The organism is Oceaniglobus sp. K40-3 (assembly GCF_055808395.1).
Genome location: NZ_CM147868.1, coordinates 125265 through 141376, shown reverse-complemented (window position 1 = coordinate 141376; position 16112 = coordinate 125265). Strand labels below are relative to the sequence as shown.

The following is a 16112-nucleotide window of genomic DNA, read 5'->3' as shown; positions in this document are numbered from 1 at the left end:
GTAGGCTGCGGCACGACCAAGGAGGGCAGTGATATGGACATGAACGACGTGCGCGACCGGGGGCTGGTGTTGCTGGGATGCGGCAAGATGGGTTCGGCGATGTTGCAGGGCTGGCTGAAGGGCGGATTGCCTGCGGGATCGGTCTGGGTGATTGATCCGCATCCGTCGGACTGGCTGCGGGGCATCGACGGGCTGAACCTGAACACCGATCTGCCCAAGGCGCCGGCGATCGTTCTGGTGGCGGTCAAACCACAGATGATGGCCGATGCGTTGCCCACATTGGCCGCCATGGGCAATGGCGAAACCCTGTTTCTGTCGGTCGCGGCGGGCACCTCGATTGCCCATTACGAAAGCGTTTTAGGCGACAAAACCCCGGTGATCCGCGCCATGCCCAACACGCCTGCCGCCGTGGGGCGCGGGATCACGGCGATCATCCCCAATGGCCCCGGTGCGGGCGGCATGGATTTGGCCGAGGCGCTGCTTTCGGCGGTGGGGCAGGTGGTTCGTCTGGAAAATGAAGGGCAGATGGACGCGGTAACCGGTGTGTCCGGCTCTGGCCCGGCTTATGTGTTTCACCTGATTGAAACGCTGGCGGCGGGGGGCGTGGCGCAGGGGTTGCCCGAAGATCTGGCCATGCAACTGGCCAAGGCGACGGTGGCGGGCGCGGGGGCGCTGGCCGAGAATTCGCACGAGGATCCGGGGCAGCTGCGCGTCAACGTCACCTCGCCCCAAGGGACCACGGCGGCGGCGCTTGAGGTGCTGATGAACGGCAAAACCGGGTTTCCGGCCCTGTTGCCCCGGGCGGTCAAGGCGGCGGCAGACCGGTCGCGGGAATTGGGCAAATGATCAGTTTCGATGATTTCATGGCGGTGGATATTCGCGTGGGTGTTATCACCCGCGCCGAACCCTTTCCCGAGGCGCGCAAGCCCGCCATCAGGCTTTGGGTCGATTTCGGCGATGATCTGGGGGAAAAGAAAAGTTCGGCCCAGATCACCAGACATTATACCCCCGAGGCACTGGTGGGGCGACAGGTGATGGCCGTGGTCAACTTTCCGCCACGCCAGATCGGGCCGGTGATGTCGGAGGTTCTGGTGCTGGGCGTGCCGGATGAAGACGGTGAAGTGGTGTTGATGCGCCCCGATCTTGACGTGCCCGTGGGCGGGAGGATGTTCTGATGAAAACGCTGTTGATTACCCGCCGCCTGCCCGATCCGGTGCTGGACGCCGCCCGGGCGCGGTTTGAGGTGACCCTGCGCGATGACACCACACCGATGGATGAAACTGCGGTGGCCGATGCGCTGGCCCGGTATGATGCGATTCTGCCGACTTTGGGCGATCAGGTGACGGCGGGGGCCTTTCGGGGTGACATACGTTGTCGGGTATTGGCCAATTTCGGGGTGGGGTATAACCATATTGATGTGGCGGCGGCCAAGGCGGCGGGGGTTGCCGTGTCCAACACGCCGGGGGCCGTGACGGATGCCACGGCTGATATTGCCATGACCCTGATGCTGATGACCTGCCGACGCGCTGGCGAGGGCGAGCGGATGGTGCGGGCCGGGCAATGGGCCGGTTGGCACCCCACGCAACTTTTGGGGCAACACGTCAGCGGCAAGACCGTGGGCATCGTCGGAATGGGCCGGATCGGCAAGGCGATTGCGCGGCGGTGCCATTTCGGCTTTGGCATGGATGTGGTGTTTTACAACCGTTCGCAGGTTGAGGATGCGGGGGGCTGCGCGCCAGCTTGGATCGTTGGCAGAGGTCGCGGCGGCAAGTGATGTGTTGATCGCAGCGGTTCCCGCGACGCCGGAAACGCGGCATCTGATCGATGCTGATGTGTTTGCAGCGATGAAACCCACGGGTGTGTTCGTGAACATCGCACGGGGCGATATCGTGGATGAGACGGCGCTGATCGCGGCCTTGCAAGCGGGGCGGATTGCCGGGGCGGGCCTGGACGTTTACGAGTTCGAACCGCAGGTGCCAGAGGCGCTCAGGACATTGGAGAATGTCACTCTTTTCCCACACCTTGGAACGGCCACCGAAGAGGTGCGCACGGATATGGGGATGATGGCGGTGGCCAATCTGGTGGCATTTTTCGACGGTCACGCCCTGCCCAACCCGGTGTGATCCAAAGGCGGCGCGCAAAGCGCGCCACACGATATTTTGCGTGCGCCCGTTGCCGGTGTCAGTGCGGATCGCCCATCACGGCGAGGGCGGCAAAGGTGGGCGCATCATCGGCGGGCGGGCGTCCATCCATGTGCCGTCGGCTTTGGCCGAGGCCACTGCGGTATGAACCGCCGCCATGCTGCGCAGCCCGTCTTCGGCGCGGGGGTACAGGTTGGCGGCGGGATCAATCGCGCGGCCCGTCTTTTCGGCGCGGATCGCTTCGGCCAGATCGGCATAGATGTTGGCAAAAGCCAGCGGCATGCCTTCGGCGTGGCCGATGGTGACGCGGCTGGTGCGGTCGGCCTCGGGCGACAGGCCCGCTTCGCCGCGTTCAATCACCTGCACCCGGCCATTGGTCGGGGTCCAGAACAATTGATTGGGCTGTTCCTGCGCCCACCGCAGCCCGCCCAATTCACCGAACACCTGAATGCTCAGCCCGTGCATCCGCCCCACGGCCACGGCGCTGGTCCAAAGGCGCCCGACCGCCCCGCCGGTCATGCGGAAATTGACCATGGCGTCGTCTTCCAACTGGCGGGATGGGATGGTCGAGGCGAAATCGGCGCTCAGCCGCTCCACCTCTTGCCCCGTGACGAAACTGGCCATGTGCAGGGCGTGGATGCCGCAATCGGCAAATTGTGCCGATACGCCCATTTGGGCAGGATCATAGCGCCAGCGGATGCGCGGGTTGTCGGCCTGCGCGGCATCGGCGTGGTGGCCATGGGCGAATTCGGCCACCACAACGCGCACCGCCCCCAGATCGCCACGCGCAATCATCGCCCGCATGTGGCGGACAAGCGAATAGCCGGAATAGCCATAGTTCACGGCACAGATTTTCCCGGTGGCGCGGGCGATCTTCACGATGTCTTCGCCTTCCTGGACAGTCATCGTCATCGGTTTTTCGCACAGCACGTGAAAGCCGCCTTCGAGAAATGCCTTGGTGATTTCGAAATGGGTGGCGTTGGGGGTGGCCACTGTCACCAGATCGCAGCGATCCGCGCGGGCGGTTTCCCCGGCCAGCATGTCGTGCCAGTCGCCATAGGCGCGGTCGGGGGCGATGCCCAGTTCCGCCCCATAGGCGCGCCCGGCGTCGGCGTTGTGATCCAGCGCGCCGGCCACCATGGAAAATGCACCGTCCAGCCCCGCACCGAGCCGGTGCGCCGGGCCGATCTGGCTGCCTTTGCCACCGCCAATCATGCCCCAATTCAACTTTGTCATATTACCCTCAAAATCCGATGGATTGCAGATAGTTACGGTTTTCCTTTGCGTCGCTTAGCGGGACGGTTGCGCCTTCGGGGTCGCAATCCTGTTCGACGGTACACCAACCATCAAACCCGGCATCCAGCAGCACCTGCCGCACGGCGGGGAAATCCACATCGCCCTGACCGAGATTGCAGAAAATGCCCTGACCGCAGGCATCGTAAAACCCGGTACGGTTTTCCACGACGCGGGCCTTTACCGCCGGGTCGATGTCTTTGAAATGCATATAGCTGATCCGCCCGATGTTGCGCTTCATGAAGGCCACGGGATCATATCCGGCATAGGAATGATGGCCGGTGTCGAAACAGATTTTCAGATGCGCCTCGTCCACTTCCGACAACAGGCGTTCCAATTCCGGTTCGAAATCCATGAATCCGGCAGCATGAGCGTGGATGCCCACGGTCAGGCCGTATTCCTCGGCACCCAGTTTCGCGACGGTGGCGATCCGGTCGCGAAATGCGGCCCATTCGGCGTTGTCCATCTGTTCGGCTTCATCGGCCCGTCCGGCGGTGGGGGCGCGGCGGGGTGAGATGGAATCAATCAGCACGAGGTGTTTGGCGCCATGGGCGGTAAGGGCGCGGCAGGTGCGCACTGCGCCATCCATCACATCATCCCATTGGGCCGGATCGTGAAAGGCGCGAAACACCACGCCGCCGATCAGGGTCTGACCGTGTTCTGCCAATGCGTCGCCCAGTTCGGCGGGGTCTTCGGGCATGAAACCGACGGGGCCAAGCTCGATTCCCGTGTATCCGGCGGCGGCGTTTTCGCGCAGAACGCGGCGCCAGTCGGGGTTGCGCGGATCGTCTGCGAATTCGACCCCCAGGAGCAGGGGGCATTGCCGATGGTGATCATTGGGGTGTCCTTTCAGAAATCGGCGACCTGCACCCAGGTGCCTGTGTCATTGCTGGCCCAGGCGGCTTCGATCACCCGGTTTACTTCCATGCCCTCGCGGAAATCGGGCCATTTGCTCTGGCCTGCGTGGATCGCTTCGAGAAAATCCTTGGCTTCGATGATGATCTGATCCTGATAGCCGGTGCCGTGGCCCGGCCCCTGACAGAAGGGCAGGTAATCGGGGTGATCGGGACCGGTCAGGATCTTGCGAAAGCCGCGCGTGGCGGTTGGGCCGTCCATCTCATACAGCCACAGGGCGTTCTGATCTTCGCCGTCGAACCGGATCGCGCCTTTTGTGCCGTGGATTTCATAGGCATAGCCCATCTTGCGCCCGGTGGCGACGCGGCTGAACATCAGATGGCCGGTGACGCCCGAATCGAAACGCACCATCATCTGCGCCTGATCGTCATTGTCGACGGTTACACCGCCCCGGTCGCGATGCACGGTTTCGATCTGCGCCGACAGGTTGGTGATCGGTCCCATCAGGGCGCGGGCGGCGTTGATCATATGGGGCGAAAGATCGCCCATACAGCCGTTGGGCCGCCCCTGACAGCGCCATGTGGCGGGGGTGGTGGCGTCAGCCAGAAAATCTTCGGTATGTTCGCCCCGAAACCATGTGGGATCACCGATTGCGCCATCGGCCAACAGGCGGCGGGCGAATTGCGAGGCCGGGGTGCGGATATAGTTGAAGCCGCTCATGTTGACCACTTTGGCGGCCTCGGCGGCGGCGACCATGGCGCGGCTGTCGGCCAGGGATGCGCCCAGAGGTTTTTCGCAAAACACCGGTTTGCCAAGGGCAAAGGCGGCTTCGGCGATGGCGCGGTGGGTGGCTTGGGGGGCGGCGATGACCACGGCCTGAACGTTGGGGTCGTTGATCACCGATTGCCATGTATCTGCCGCCTTTTCAAAGCCATAGGCGGCGGCATATCTTGCGCTGCTCGCTGGCGAAGATCCGGCGATGGCCACCAGACGTGGCCGCAGGGTGGTTTGAAAGATTGCGCCGACGGCGCTGTGGGCCACGGCGTGGGCCTTGCCCATATATCCGCCGCCGATCAACCCGATCCCGATCTGAGCCATGGCGTGATCCTTTTCAAAAACTGTTTGCAACCGGTTGCAAAAGGCGTATCCTTGTCTTGCCCACCGGGTCAATGGCCAATCTGCAATGACGTGTCTGGAGAATGATTTGAGTGACCAACCCGAAACTATCCGGCTGACCACGGCGCAGGCGATCATTCGGTATCTTGCGGCGCAATTCATCGAAATCGACGGCGTGAAAACGCGCCTTTGTGGCGGTGGCTTTGGCATTTTCGGCCATGGAAACGTGACCTGTCTGGGCGAGGCCTTGTATGATGCCCGCGACATCCTGCCGCTGTATCGCGGGCAGAATGAACAGGGGATGGGGTTCGCCGCTGCCGCCTATGCCAAATATCACCTGCGCCAGCGTTTCATGTTCTGCACGGCCAGTGCGGGGCCGGGGACGGCGAACCTGTTGACCGCGTCGGCGCTGGCCCATGCCAACCGATTGCCGATGTTGATGTTGTGCGGTGATACCTTTTTGACGCGGCTGCCTGATCCGGTGCTGCAACAGTTGGAGCATTTCGGAAATCCGGCACTGGGGTTGAATGACGGGTTCAAAGCGGTGACGCGGTATTGGGACCGGATCACCCATCCGGCGCAGGTGGTGCAATCGCTGCCTGCGGCACTGGCCACGATGCTGGACCCGGCGGATTGCGGGCCGGCGTTTTTGGCGCTGCCGCAGGATGTGCAGGGGTGGACGTGGGAGTATCCGGCGGCGTTTTTTGCCGAGAAGGTGCATCGCATTCGCCGTCAGGCCCCTGATGTTGATGAAGTGGCGGAGGCTGTCGCTCTTCTCTTGGGCGCAAAGCGCCCGGCGATCATCGCTGGGGGAGGCGTGCAATATTCACGGGCGGTGGCCGAGTTGACGGCCTTTGCCGAGGCGCGGGGCATTCCGGTGATCGAAACCATCGCCGGGCGTGCCAATCTAATGAATGACCATGCGCTGAACCTTGGCCCCGTTGGCGTGACCGGATCGGATTGCGCCAACTGGGTGGCCGAGCGGGCGGATGTTATACTGTCGGTCGGCTGCCGGTTGCAGGATTTCACCACCGGATCCTGGACCGCCTTTTCCCATGACGCGCGGTTTGTCTCTCTCAATGCGGCGCGCCATGACGCGGGCAAACATATGGCCCTGCCCGTGGTGGGGGATGCGAAACTGGGGTTGGCGGCGCTGGACGATGCGCTGGGCGATTATCGCGCTCCGGGTGGTTGGCTGAAAGAGGCACAGGGCGAGCGGGCCAAGTGGGATACATACGTCGCGGATAATGTGCGTGCCGGGAACGGCCCGAATTCCTATGCCCAGGCGATCGGCGTGGTGAATGCCCTGTGCGACCCGTCTGATCGGGTGGTTGCGGCTGCCGGGGGGCTGCCTGCCGAGGTGACGGCGAACTGGCGCACCCTGAAAACCGGCACGGTGGATGTGGAATTCGGGTTTTCCTGCATGGGATACGAGATTGCCGGCGGCTGGGGCGCGCGGATCGCGCAATCCGAGGCCGAGCCAGAGCAGGACACCATCGTGTTTTGCGGCGATGGCAGTTACCTTTTGATGAATTCCGACATTTATTCCTCGGTTCTGACCGGGAAAAAGATGATCGTTCTGGTGCTGGATAACGGCGGTTTTGCGGTGATCAACAAGTTGCAGAACAACACCGGGCAGGACAGTTTCAACAACCTGATCGCCGACACGCCCACCGCCATTCATCAGGTGGGCGTGGATTTTGCGGCCCACGCCCGCGCCATGGGGGCCAACGCGGAAACCGTGGCCAATCCGGGCGAATTGTCCGAGGCGTTCAGGCGGGCCAAGGGGGCGGATCGCACCAGCGTGATCGTGATGCAGGTTGACCCCTATGAAGGCTGGACAACCGGCGGCCACGCCTGGTGGGAGGTGGGAACACCCCACGTTTCGAACCACGAAAATGTCAACAAGGCCCATCGGGACACGGAAAATGCCCGGGGGCGTCAGCGGAAAGGTGTGTGAATGAAACGCTTTACTCGTGAAACGGCCGATCCGGCGGCGATTGTCGAGGAATTGCTGAACGGCGATGGCGCGGTCCTGATCTCGGGCCTGTTCACGCCCGAGCAGATTGCCGAGGCCCGGGCGATTGTCATGGAGCATTCCGAGCGGGACGTGGACAAGGTGACCCATTTTCAGGGCGCGGCGAAAGAGGCGGGCAAGCTGACCCTGCAACGCCGGGTGTGGAACCTGCTGGCCAAGGGCGATGTGTTTTCGCAGATGGCGACGCAGCCGGTTATCATGGCGATCCTGCGCCGGTTTCTGGGAACCGAGTTCATCATGGGCAGTATTGCGGCCAACCGCATTTTGCCCGGTGGCCCGGGGCAGGAGCCGCATGTGGATTACCCCTATTGGGATTTTCACAAGCCCGAAACGCACCCTATTGGCCTGAACGGCAGTTTCCCGATGAATGCGCAGGTGTCGGTCATTCTTGATGCGTTCACCGAGGAAAGCGGCGCGACGGCCTTTGTTCCCGGCTCGCAAAAGGAGCTGCGCTATCCCACCGAGGCGGATGATTTTCACGGAAAATCGGCGCGGATGCTGGGCGAACCCGGTGATGTGGCGTTGTTTTACGGTGTGGCATGGCATTGCGCGATGCCCAACCGCAGCGATCACGACCGTTCGGCGGTGTTGATCAATTATCTGCCCAAATGGGTGAAACCGCTGGAGGACATGCCCGGCGCGCTGCCCGACGAATTTTTGAACGATGCCAGCCCGGAATTGCGTCAGTTGATGGGGTTTGATTACCGCTATCCCGAGGTGCTCGATTCAGCGCGGCCTGAAAACGCAGCAGGGCGCGTATGAGCGTGATTGACGGCATCCGGCAGAATAATTTTCTGGTCATTGGTCGCGCAGGCATGGATTTTTTCCCCGATCCCCCCGGCACCCGTACCGAAGACGGCGTGACGTTCAAGGCGGGGCTGGGTGGCAGTTCCGCCAATATCGCCGCGGGGATTTGCAAATTCGGTGGCAAGGCGGCGCTGGTCACCCGGGTCAGCGACGATTCGATCGGGCGCTATTGCGTGAACCAGTTGCGCCATTACGGTGTGGATACGACCCATGTGAAACCAGTGGGCGGGGAATACCGCAACTCTCTGGCGGTTTACGAAAGCCGGGTGGAACAGCACCAGACGGTGATCTATCGCAACGGCGCCGCCGATTTTCAGATGGATCGTGCGGATGTCGAGGCGGTGGATTATGGGGCTTATGGCGCCCTGATCACGGCGGGCACCGTCTTTGCCGCAGACCCGTCGCGCAGCGCGGCGTTTCACGCTTTTGATCTGGCGCGCAAGGCGGGCTTGCCGATCATTTTTGATGTGGATTACCGGGCCTATTCCTGGCCGTCGCCCCAGGTGGCCGAAGAGGTGCTGAGCCGGGCCGGGGCGTTGGCGGATGTCATCATCGGCAATGATGAGGAATTTGGTTTCATGGCCGGGGGCATCGACAAGGGGCTGGCCAAGGCGCGGGAACTGGCCACCAGCACGGCCAGCGTCGTGATCTATAAAATGGGCGAAAAGGGCGCGATCACCTTTTTTGAGGGTGAGGAGATCCACACGGGGATCTATCCGGTCACTGCCCTGAAACCCACCGGCGCGGGCGACAGTTTCATGGCCGGGCTGATGACATCACTGGCGGCGGGGCAGGATATGCGCGCGGCTGTCCTGCGCGGCTCGGCCTGTGCGGCGATCACCGTATCGCGCCCCGGCTGCGCCCCTGCCATGCCCGACGCCGCCGAACTGACCGATTTTCTGGGCCGCCATCCAGGCCCCAACGCATAAGGAAGCACACCATGCACATCGCCCCTTTTGATAACCAGAACAAACCGATTGTCGATGTGGATGACGGCTGTGTGCCGTTGAATTATTTCAATATCGTCAAGCTGAAGAAGGGGCAGGCATTTGAATATGCCGTGCCGGGCTATGAAACCTGTATCGTGCCCGCGACGGGTACGGTGGATGTGGATATCGAAGGGTTCAAGGTTGCCGCATTGGGCAAGCGCACCGTCGATGTCTGGGATGGTGAACCAGAGGGGGTTTATGTGCCCACCGGCGCCAAGGCGACCATGGTATGTACCACCGACACCGCCGAAGTGTTCGTGGCGGGCGCGAAATACGACAAGGTGCTTGATCCTTTTGCGGTGCGTGCCGATGAATTGGACAAGGTGCAATATGGCAGCGACGACACAAAAACCCACCGCAAGATCAAACATATCCTTGGCACAAAATACCACGACAAGGTGGGCCGTCTGCTGGTGAGCGAGCTGTTTACGGTGGGGCAGGGCGGTTGGTCGGGGTTTCCCAGCCACAAGCACGACACCGACCGTCTGCCGCTTGAAACGCGCCATGATGAAACCTATAATTTCCGCTTTCGGCCCAACCACGGCAGCGGCGTGCAGATGTTGCAGCGCGAGGATGGCAAACCGGGCGATGCCTATCATCTGGTGGATGGTTCAACGATCTGCATCGACAAGGGATACCACCCCTGTGCCGTGCTGCCGGGGTATGAGATGTATTATTTCACCATCCTTGGCGGGCTGTCCCAGCGCAGTCTGGTGCAGTATTTTCAGCCGTCCCATGCCGATCAGTTGGAAACCATCCCGGGCATCAAAGATATGATCGCCAAGTTCAAATGAATGTTCGGCCCGGCGGCACGCCGGGCTGCGCCGACCCGCCCCCACGGGGCGGCGCAAACGCCACCCCTCGGGTCGGCGCAGCCCTTATCGCACAAGGCCACAACCATGACCCTCGCAACCCTTGCCGATGTTTTGCAACCCGCGCTTGCGGGCCGTTATGCCGTGGCGGGCCTTGTCACCCTTGGATGGGAGGATATGCGCGCCTTTGTCATGGCGGCCGAATCACTGGGCGCGCCAGTGATCCTGCAGGCCGGGCCATCGTGCCGGGCGCATACGCCGCTGCCCGTGTTGGGTGCGATGTTCCGCAACCTGGCCGAAAGCGTTTCGGTGCCCGTGGTGGCGCATCTTGATCATGGATATACGTTTGAGGAATGCCAGCAGGCGTTGGACTCCGGCTTCACCTCGCTGATGTTTGATGGGCTCGCGCAAGCCGCTGACGCAAAACATCGACGAAACCGCCCGGATTGCGGAAATGGCCCATGGTGCGGGCATTTCCTGCGAGGGCGAAATCGGCTTTGTCGGCTATTCCGGTGGCGAAAATTCGGCCGGCACCGACCCGGACGAGGCGGCGCAGTTTGCCCGTGAAACCGGTGTTGACGCCATGGCGATTTCTGTGGGCAACGTGCATTTGCAGCAGGATAAAGAGGGCGGCCTGGACGAACCCCGCATCCGCGCCATCGAGGCCGTGACCGAGGTGCCTTTGGTAATCCATGGCGGGTCGGGTGTGCCGGTGCCACAGCGGCGCAGCCTTGCCACCACTTCCAGCGTTTGCAAGTTCAACATCGGCACCGAATTGCGCATGGCCTTTGGGGCGGCCCTGCGCGATGCTGTCAATTCTGACGCCGCCCGATTCGACCGGGTGCAGATATTGCAGGACACCCATGATCCGGTATTCAACGCCACGCGACGGGTGCTTTGTGCCTTTGGCGCCCCGGATTTGCGGGCCTGAGGGGCGCGTTTCCGCTTTGGCACAGTCTGACGTTGCGCTGTCCATTGAGATTTGCACAATGCGATGCTATGTAACACCCATGCCCGGCGCCGGGGCCCTGACGGCGTGCTTTGAAGGAGGACAATGATCTGTCCCTGTCCCAAGATGCAGCCGCTTGCGTGGCTGCCCCGGCCCGACGCATGACCGCCGAAGGTTCCACGCTGACCTCTGAGCAGCTTCTTGCCGAAATTCTGAAATCCCTGGATGATGACAAGGCCGAAGAGGTGGTCACCGTTGACCTGCGCGGCAAGTCTGAAATGGGCGATTATATGGTGATCTGTTCGGGCCGTTCGTCCCGTCAGGTGACGGCGCTTGCCCAGAATCTGACCGATCACCTCAAGCAGGATCATGATCGCCTGTGCAAGGTCGAAGGCAAGGATGCCGGCGATTGGGTGCTGATCGACACCGGCGATGTGATCGTCCATGTGTTCCGTCCCGAAGTGCGCGAATTCTATCAGCTTGAAAAGATGTGGCTGAATCCGGGCGAAACCGTTCAGGCCCCGGTCTGATCCCCGCCCATGCGGGTGCATATCTGTGCTGTGGGTCGGTTGCGCACCGGCCCCGAGCGCGCCCTGATCGACGATTATCTGACGCGGTTTGACCGCACCGGGCGCGCCTTGTCCCTTGGCCCCGCCAAACTGTCCGAGGTTGAGGACAAGAAGGGCGGCGGCATGGCGGGCGAAGCGGCCCTGTTGACGCGCGCCATTCCCGATGGCGCGCTGATTTGCGTTCTGGACGAACGGGGGCGCACGTTTTCCTCGCCTGAATTTGCCACCCAACTGACCACCTGGCGCGATCAGGGGCGCAGTGATCTGGCCTTTGTCATTGGCGGTGCTGACGGCATTGACCCCGCGCTGCGCGGTGATGCTGACGCGGCGCTGTCATTTGGGGCCATGGTCTGGCCTCATATGCTAGTCCGGGTGATGCTGGCCGAACAACTTTATCGTGCCGCGTCGATCCTTTCGAACGGGCCATATCACCGGGCGTGAGTGTGTCGTTTGATGAAAATGGCCAGATTTTGCCCATAACCATCACGCGCCCGGTTTCGGTTGCGCGGCGTTCGCGCTATCAATCGGGCAAATCAGATGAGGCGCTGAAATGACCACTCCGAAACCTGTTGTGCTGTGCATTCTCGATGGCTGGGGCATCAACCCCGATACATCCGCCAATGCCCCTGTTCTGGCCGATACCCCGACGTTCGACCGGATCATGGCGACCTGCCCCAATGCGACGCTGATCACCTTTGGCCCCGACGTGGGGCTGCCCAAGGGGCAGATGGGCAATTCCGAAGTGGGCCATACCAACATCGGCGCGGGGCGGGTTGTGGCGATGGATCTGGGGCAGATTGATCTGGCGCTTGAGGATGGCACCTATGCCGACAAGAAACCGTTGCAAGATTTCATCGCGACGCTGAAGAAAACCGGCGGCACGGCGCATCTGTTGGCGGTGGTGTCTGATGGCGGGGTGCATGGGCACATCGCGCATCTGATCGAAACGGCGAAATTGTTACATCGGCAGGGCGTGCCGGTTGTCATTCACGCCATAACCGACGGGCGCGATGTGGCGCCTGTTTCGGCAGAGAAATTTGTCGATATGCTTCAGGAACAATCCCCCGATACACCTATCGCCACGGTCACGGGGCGTTATTTCGCCATGGATCGCGACAACCGGTGGGACAGGGTCGAACAGGCCTATCGCGCCATGGTGCAGGGGCAGGGGGCCACGGCCCCCACCGCCGAGGCGGCGTTGAAGCAGGCCTATGACGCGGACAAGACCGATGAATTCATCCCCGCCACGGTGATCGGGGATTACGCCGGCATGCAGGATGGCGACGGGGTGTTCTGCCTTAACTTTCGCGCTGACCGGGCGCGCGAAATTCTGGCCGCCATCGGGTTTGACGATTTTGACGGGTTCGAGCGGGGCACGCGCCCGAAATTGGCGGCGCGGCTGGGCATGGTTGATTATTCCGAGGCCCACAACGCATTCTGGACGGCGGTGTTTCCCAAACAGGTTCTGGTGAACACCATCGGCGAATGGGTGGCCAAGCACCACAAGACCCAGTTCCGCTTGGCTGAAACCGAAAAATACCCCCACGTGACGTTCTTTCTCAACGGGGGCGCGAAACCCCGCAAGAGGGCGAAGATCGCGCGATGCCGAAATCGCCCAAGGTGGCGACCTATGACATGCAGCCGGAAATGTCGTCGGTCGAGGTGACGGACCGCTTTGTCGAGGCGATCGAAAAGGGGTATGATCTGATCGTTTGCAATTACGCCAACCCCGATATGGTGGGCCACACCGGCGATCTGGACGCGGCCAAGGCGGCCTGCGCGGCGGTGGATGCCGGGCTGGCCCGGGTGGTTGCGGCGCTGGAAAAGGCGGGCGGTGCGATGATCGTGACCGCCGATCACGGCAATTGTGAAACCATGGTCGACCCGGTGACAGGCGGCCCGCACACCAGCCACACAACAAATCTGGTGCCCGTGGCGCTGTTTGGTGGGCCGACGGGCGTAACCCTTCGCGATGGGCGGCTGGCCGATCTGGCGCCGACGCTGCTTGATCTCATGGGGATGGAATTGCCCGATGAAATGACCGGGGAAACCCTGATCGTCCGATGATCCGCGCCGCGTTCTTTCTGCTGCTGGCCGCGTTGCCGACGCTGGCCGTGGCACAGGCCGATCCGGCCGCGATTGCGCGGCGGGCGGCGGCGCAACTGGATCAGGCCGCCAAGGATCTGGCCGATGCCGATGGATCGCGCAACCGGATTGCCGCCCTGACCCAGACGATCCGCGCCTATGAGGGGGGCTGGCCGCCCTGCGCGAAGGCCTGCGTCAGGCCAGCACGCGCGAGGCCGATATCCGCGCCCGGTTCGACCGCGAATCAGACCGGCTGGGCAGCCTTCTGGCGGCGCTTCAAACCATGCAAGGCAGCCCCGAAGCATTGCTGTTGCTGCATCCCTCGGGGGCGCTTGGCACTGCGCGTTCGGCGATGATCCTGTCGGATGTGACCCCTGCCATGCTGGGGCAGGTGAACGAGTTGCGCGGTGATCTGTCTGAAATCGCCACCCTGCGCGCCCTACAGGCCAGCGCGGTGAAAACCCTGCAAACCGGCCTTGCCGGGGTGCAAAAGGCGCGCACCCGGCTTTCAACGGCGATTTCGGATCGGGTGGATCTTCCACAGCGGATGACCGAGAATGCCGAACAGATGCAGCACCTGATCGACAGCACCGAAACCCTGGAAGGGTTTGCCAGCGGGCTGACCGACCTGCCCGAAGATGACATCCTGCGCGATTTGCCTGATTTTGCCGAGGCCCGGGGCGATCTGCGGTTGCCGGTACGCGGAAGGATGATTGCGGGGTTCAACGACCCTGACGCCGCCGGGGTGCGCCGCCCCGGTATTTTGCTGGCCACAGCCCCCGGCGCATTGGTCACGGCGCCCTGGCCTGCGACGATCCGCTATCGCGGGCCGCTGCTGGACTACGGAAATGTGATGATCCTTGAGCCTGCGGCAGGCTATCTGATGGTTCTTGCCGGGCTGGAACAGGTCTATGGTGAAACGGGGCAGGTTATTCCGGCAGACACGCCGGTCGGTCTGATGGGTGGCGCAGGAGCGCCGGAACTGGCAGGATTTGAAACTGCGCCCCGGGTTGAGGATGACAAAGAACGGCAAGAAACGCTTTACATCGAAGTGCGAGACGGGTCAGACCCGGTGGATCCCGCCCTGTGGTTCCGAATGGATGAGGAATAATCGACAGATGAGAAAATTTGTAATCGCCGCCGTTGGGGGCACCCTTGCCGGCATTCTGCTGACCACTCAGGTGGCCGGGCCGCTTTTGGCGCAGGAAAACGACAAGGGCGCCAGCGTCTATGAACAGCTTGATCTGTTTGGGGATATTTTCGAGCGGATTCGCGCCCAATATGTCACCGAGGTTGATTCTAAAAAACTGATCGAGGCGGCCATCGACGGCATGCTGACCTCGCTTGATCCCCACTCCAGCTATCTGTCCGCCGATGATGCGGCGGCCATGCGGGTGCAGACCCGGGGCGAATTCGGCGGTCTGGGCATTGAAGTGACCCAAGAGGAAGGCTTCGTCAAAGTCGTGTCGCCCATGGATGGCACCCCGGCCGATGCGGCGGGCGTCAAGGCGGGGGATTTCATCACCCATGTGAACGGCGAATCGGTGTTGGGCCTGACGCTGGATGATGCGGTCGATCTGATGCGTGGCCCGGTGGGCAGCGAGATATTGATCACCGTGGTGCGCGAAGGCACCCCCGACCCGATCGACATTTCGATCATCCGCGACACGATCAAGGTCACCGCCGTGCGCACCCGCACCGAGGGCCATTCGGTGGTTCTGCGGATCACCACCTTCAACGATCAGACCTTTCCCAACCTTGAGGAAGGCCTGGCAAAGCAGGTGAAAGAGGCCGGTGGCATCGACAAGGTGAACGGGTTCATCATTGACCTGCGCAACAACCCGGGCGGTCTGTTGACCCAGGCGATCAAGGTGTCGGATGCGTTTCTTGAAACGGGCGAAATCGTCAGCACCCGTGGCCGCGACCCGGCCAACAGTGACCGCTATAACGCCACCCCCGGCGATCTGGCACAGGGCAAGCCCGTGGTCGTGCTGATCAATGGCGGTTCTGCCTCGGCCTCTGAAATTGTCACTGGCGCGCTTCAGGATCATCGCCGTGCCATTGTCATTGGCACCAAAAGCTTTGGCAAAGGCTCGGTGCAAACGGTGATGCCGCTGCGGGGCGATGGGGCGATGCGCCTGACCACTGCGCGGTACTACACGCCGTCGGGCCGGTCGATCCAGTCGCTGGGCATCTCGCCCGACATCGTTGTGGCCCAGCCGCCCAAGCATGACGTGGACACCGAAGAGGATACCCCCAAGCGGGCCATCCGCTCTGAAGCGGACCTGCGCGGCGCCATCAGCAACGATTCGGTGACAGAGGATGAGCGCAAGATCATCATCGAGGAACAGGAAAAGGCCGCCGAGGCCGCCAAGCTGCGCGATGAAGATTATCAACTGGCCTATGCCATTGATATCCTCAAGGGTCTGTCTGCCCTTGGTCCCAAAGAGTGACCCGT

11 protein-coding genes and 5 pseudogenes are annotated in these 16112 nt (G+C 62.2%); 13 read left to right on the top strand and 3 right to left on the bottom strand.

The features are described 5' to 3' along the window. Nucleotides 1-33: 33 nt before the first annotated feature. The 3 genes and pseudogenes from proC to AC0L7P_RS00760 all read left to right on the top strand — a co-directional run bounded on the left by proC (nucleotide 34) and on the right by AC0L7P_RS00760 (nucleotide 2123). Nucleotides 34-846, top strand: coding sequence for a pyrroline-5-carboxylate reductase (gene proC, locus AC0L7P_RS00770; protein WP_473434063.1), 813 nt, complete (start codon nucleotides 34-36; stop codon nucleotides 844-846). Continuing rightward, nucleotides 843-1175, top strand: coding sequence for a tRNA-binding protein (locus AC0L7P_RS00765; protein WP_473434062.1), 333 nt, complete (start codon nucleotides 843-845; stop codon nucleotides 1173-1175). Before proC ends, AC0L7P_RS00765 begins: the two co-directional genes overlap by 4 nt. Further along, nucleotides 1175-2123, top strand: a pseudogene (locus AC0L7P_RS00760) (2-hydroxyacid dehydrogenase). Before AC0L7P_RS00765 ends, AC0L7P_RS00760 begins: the two are co-directional and overlap by 1 nt. 75 nt (nucleotides 2124-2198) lie before the next feature. Here the strand turns inward: AC0L7P_RS00760 and AC0L7P_RS00755 are convergent. From AC0L7P_RS00755 to AC0L7P_RS00745, 3 genes and pseudogenes are all read right to left on the bottom strand, one after another. Continuing rightward, nucleotides 2199-3377 (bottom strand): Gfo/Idh/MocA family protein, encoded by a 1179-nt coding sequence (locus AC0L7P_RS00755; RefSeq protein WP_473434061.1) that lies wholly within the window; start codon nucleotides 3375-3377, stop codon nucleotides 2199-2201. A gap of 7 nt (nucleotides 3378-3384) precedes the next feature. Continuing rightward, nucleotides 3385-4271, bottom strand: a pseudogene (locus AC0L7P_RS00750) (sugar phosphate isomerase/epimerase family protein). Nucleotides 4272-4283: 12 nt separating this feature from the next. After that, nucleotides 4284-5387 (bottom strand): Gfo/Idh/MocA family protein, encoded by a 1104-nt coding sequence (locus AC0L7P_RS00745; RefSeq protein WP_473434060.1) that lies wholly within the window; start codon nucleotides 5385-5387, stop codon nucleotides 4284-4286. Between the two features lie 106 nt (nucleotides 5388-5493). Between AC0L7P_RS00745 and iolD the strand changes: the two genes are divergently transcribed. The 10 genes and pseudogenes from iolD (at nucleotide 5494) to AC0L7P_RS00695 (ending at nucleotide 16107) form a co-directional block, all read left to right on the top strand. Continuing rightward, nucleotides 5494-7365 carry a 3D-(3,5/4)-trihydroxycyclohexane-1,2-dione acylhydrolase (decyclizing) gene (gene iolD / locus AC0L7P_RS00740; protein WP_473434059.1) on the top strand — a complete coding sequence of 624 codons (1872 nt, stop codon included), beginning with the start codon at nucleotides 5494-5496 and terminating at the stop codon, nucleotides 7363-7365. Next, nucleotides 7366-8205 carry a phytanoyl-CoA dioxygenase family protein gene (locus tag AC0L7P_RS00735; protein ID WP_473434058.1) on the top strand — a complete coding sequence of 280 codons (840 nt, stop codon included), beginning with the start codon at nucleotides 7366-7368 and terminating at the stop codon, nucleotides 8203-8205. Beyond that, nucleotides 8202-9179, top strand: a complete 978-nt coding sequence (gene iolC / locus AC0L7P_RS00730; protein WP_473434057.1) for a 5-dehydro-2-deoxygluconokinase — start codon at nucleotides 8202-8204, stop codon at nucleotides 9177-9179. Before AC0L7P_RS00735 ends, iolC begins: the two co-directional genes overlap by 4 nt. Before the next feature lie 11 nt (nucleotides 9180-9190). Then, nucleotides 9191-10033 (top strand): 5-deoxy-glucuronate isomerase, encoded by an 843-nt coding sequence (locus tag AC0L7P_RS00725; protein ID WP_473434056.1) that lies wholly within the window; start codon nucleotides 9191-9193, stop codon nucleotides 10031-10033. Nucleotides 10034-10138: 105 nt separating this feature from the next. Next, a pseudogene (locus AC0L7P_RS00720) lies at nucleotides 10139-10982 on the top strand (class II fructose-bisphosphate aldolase). 179 nt (nucleotides 10983-11161) lie between these two features. Then, nucleotides 11162-11530: a ribosome silencing factor gene (gene rsfS, locus AC0L7P_RS00715; RefSeq protein WP_473434055.1), complete on the top strand. Its 369-nt coding sequence runs from the start codon at nucleotides 11162-11164 to the stop codon at nucleotides 11528-11530. A 9-nt stretch (nucleotides 11531-11539) separates the two neighbouring features. Continuing rightward, a complete protein-coding gene (rlmH, locus tag AC0L7P_RS00710) occupies nucleotides 11540-12010 on the top strand; it encodes a 23S rRNA (pseudouridine(1915)-N(3))-methyltransferase RlmH (protein ID WP_473434054.1) in 471 nt (156 codons plus the stop codon). Between the two features lie 109 nt (nucleotides 12011-12119). Then, nucleotides 12120-13636: pseudogene (gene gpmI, locus AC0L7P_RS00705) on the top strand (2,3-bisphosphoglycerate-independent phosphoglycerate mutase). Then, a pseudogene (locus AC0L7P_RS00700) lies at nucleotides 13633-14765 on the top strand (murein hydrolase activator EnvC family protein). Before gpmI ends, AC0L7P_RS00700 begins: the two co-directional pseudogenes overlap by 4 nt. A 7-nt stretch (nucleotides 14766-14772) precedes the next feature. After that, a complete protein-coding gene (locus tag AC0L7P_RS00695; protein ID WP_473434053.1) occupies nucleotides 14773-16107 on the top strand; it encodes a S41 family peptidase in 1335 nt (444 codons plus the stop codon). Nucleotides 16108-16112: the final 5 nt, after the last annotated feature.

Excerpts from the sequence above, each read along its gene's own strand:
- proC (WP_473434063.1), top strand. The coding sequence starts at position 34 with ATGGACATGAACGACGTGCGCGACCGGGGGCTGGTGTTGCTGGGATGC.
- AC0L7P_RS00765 (WP_473434062.1), top strand. The coding sequence starts at position 843 with ATGATCAGTTTCGATGATTTCATGGCGGTGGATATTCGCGTGGGTGTT.
- AC0L7P_RS00755 (WP_473434061.1), bottom strand. The coding sequence starts at position 3,377 with ATGACAAAGTTGAATTGGGGCATGATTGGCGGTGGCAAAGGCAGCCAG.
- AC0L7P_RS00745 (WP_473434060.1), bottom strand. The coding sequence starts at position 5,387 with ATGGCTCAGATCGGGATCGGGTTGATCGGCGGCGGATATATGGGCAAG.
- AC0L7P_RS00735 (WP_473434058.1), top strand. The coding sequence starts at position 7,366 with ATGAAACGCTTTACTCGTGAAACGGCCGATCCGGCGGCGATTGTCGAG.
- iolC (WP_473434057.1), top strand. The coding sequence starts at position 8,202 with ATGAGCGTGATTGACGGCATCCGGCAGAATAATTTTCTGGTCATTGGT.
- AC0L7P_RS00725 (WP_473434056.1), top strand. The coding sequence starts at position 9,191 with ATGCACATCGCCCCTTTTGATAACCAGAACAAACCGATTGTCGATGTG.
- rsfS (WP_473434055.1), top strand. The coding sequence starts at position 11,162 with ATGACCGCCGAAGGTTCCACGCTGACCTCTGAGCAGCTTCTTGCCGAA.
- rlmH (WP_473434054.1), top strand. The coding sequence starts at position 11,540 with ATGCGGGTGCATATCTGTGCTGTGGGTCGGTTGCGCACCGGCCCCGAG.
- AC0L7P_RS00695 (WP_473434053.1), top strand. The coding sequence starts at position 14,773 with ATGAGAAAATTTGTAATCGCCGCCGTTGGGGGCACCCTTGCCGGCATT.